The 1841-nt window shown below is 59.3% G+C and carries 3 protein-coding genes; all 3 read right to left on the bottom strand.

Features of this window, described 5'->3' with window-relative positions:
* Positions 1 to 414 (bottom strand): hypothetical protein (locus VF202_10815; protein HEX7040598.1); only part of this gene is annotated, 414 nt, incomplete at its 3' end.
* A 52-nt stretch (positions 415 to 466) separates the two neighbouring features.
* Entirely contained in the window at positions 467 to 1279 is an 813-nt protein-coding gene (locus tag VF202_10810) for a hypothetical protein (protein ID HEX7040597.1), read from the bottom strand.
* Between the two features lie 298 nt (positions 1280 to 1577).
* A partial coding sequence (locus VF202_10805; protein ID HEX7040596.1) for a hypothetical protein occupies positions 1578 to 1841 on the bottom strand: 264 nt, incomplete at its 5' end.

Here is a 1841-nt window from a genome sequence, read left to right as displayed (position 1 = left end):
GTAACCTTCCACCTGCTTGTCGGTGTCCGACTGCCCGTAGAACTCGAACAGGATCATGTCCAGCCGAGGATCGTTGGCGTCCAAGGCAGACTTCATCAGGCGGCTGGTGTACTTGCTGATCCTCTTGTAGTCCCCGCGCTGGGCATCAGGGAAGGTCCAGTCCAGCGCAGATGCGTAGTTACGCCACCACGGTCCACGACGGTTGCGGTTGATGCGGATGCTGTAGTTGCCGGGCCAGCGTGCCTCATTGGCATTCCCTGTGTTGTGGAACCCAGACTTGTTGGCGTATATGCCTCCAAGCTTGGTCGTGGGCTCCAGCTCGTTCAGTCGCAGCCACATCCACCACTCAGCATCGGTAACATGGCTCAGCTTGTTCGGGGTGTCCAAACGGAAATCAGGACGGGTCAGCACCATTGACCACCCTCCTTTGCGTTCATCCTGATACAGAGGCTACGCCATCACAGACTCAGTAGACCTCCACGATGACAATACCGGCTGCACCATTGCCGCCAGGTTGCCCTGTAGCCTGGTTAGGAGTGTTGTGTGCCCCTGTGCCCCCGCCACCATAGGAACGACCATTTTCCCCAGCAAACCCGGCATCAGTCGCGTTAGGACGTTTTTCAGCTCCCAGCATGGATGCACCACCTTGGCCAACGCTGAACACCCAACCGCCGCCGCGAACACCGTTGCCGCCGTCGCTGCCTCGTATGTTGATGTCACCTCCGCTTGCGGTCCCGCCGTTTCCTCCGGTGACATGCACCTGTGATGTGCCGGCAACGCCGCCATCCGCCCCAGTGCCCCCAGAAGCTGAGCACCACGTGCCGAAACTAGAGGTCCCACCAGTGTTCCCTGAGCCAACCCCATCAGGGGTACCGCCCGAGCCACCTGAGCCAACGGTAACAGTTTCCGATGCAGCGAGCGCTGAGATGTCAATCCACTTCTCACAGTACCCACCGCCGCCACCACCGCCGCCAACAGAAGTCTGCCCGGCACCAGTCGGCGCAGCACCACCGCCACCGCCGCCACCAGCTTGAACACGTACCCTGACACGCTTTGCCCACGGGTAGTTGGCTTTCGTGAATGTTCCATCGGATGTGTAGACAACCATCACAGGACGAATCTGGCTGTTGATCGTGTTGATCTGTCCTTCTAGGATGGCAACAGCTTCATCTACCTTGTCCCAGTTAGCGTTGAGATCCTCCTGGATGTCGACGTCATCTCCGGTCATGGGATCAGGATCAGGCTTGCGGAGATTCAACCTGGTTGTGAAGTTAGCCATGTCAACTCTCCTCAGTAGACTTCAACGATGACGATGCCGTTCCGACCATTGCCGCCAGTCTTGGCCTCTTGGTTTTGGTTGTTGTACGCTCCGGAACCGCCACCACCGTACAATTGACCTTGCCGCCCAGCTTCCCCAGGATCAGCGGAACCTCCACGACGCGAGGCACCTAGTATTGTTGCACCGCCATAGCCTATGCTACAGACTACTCCATTGGCGCGGATGCCAACACCGCCATCGTCACCCGGCAGGATAAGGTCTGCGGTGCCGGCAACACCCCCATTTCCGCCAAAGGTTATCACAGAACCGCTTGATGCGCTCGCTGCACCTTCGCCACCGTCCCCACCACCGGCAGAGCAATGCGATCCAAAGCTAGATGTTCCGCCAGCAAAACCGTTGGAGCCAGACGTGTCCCCGCCCACTCCTCCTGTACCAATGGTGATGGTTTCAGTAGCAGCCAGCGCCGAGATGTCAATCCACTTCTCGGCGTAGGCTCCGCCGCCACCACCACCAGAGGAGGCTGCTTGCCCGGCACCAGTAGCAACGCACCCTCCGCCACCGC

Source organism: Trueperaceae bacterium (genome assembly GCA_036381035.1).
Taxonomy (GTDB): Bacteria; Deinococcota; Deinococci; order Deinococcales; family Trueperaceae; genus DASRWD01.
The sequence above is the reverse complement of the archived record's forward strand: the minus strand, read 5'-3'. Positions and strand labels throughout refer to the sequence as shown.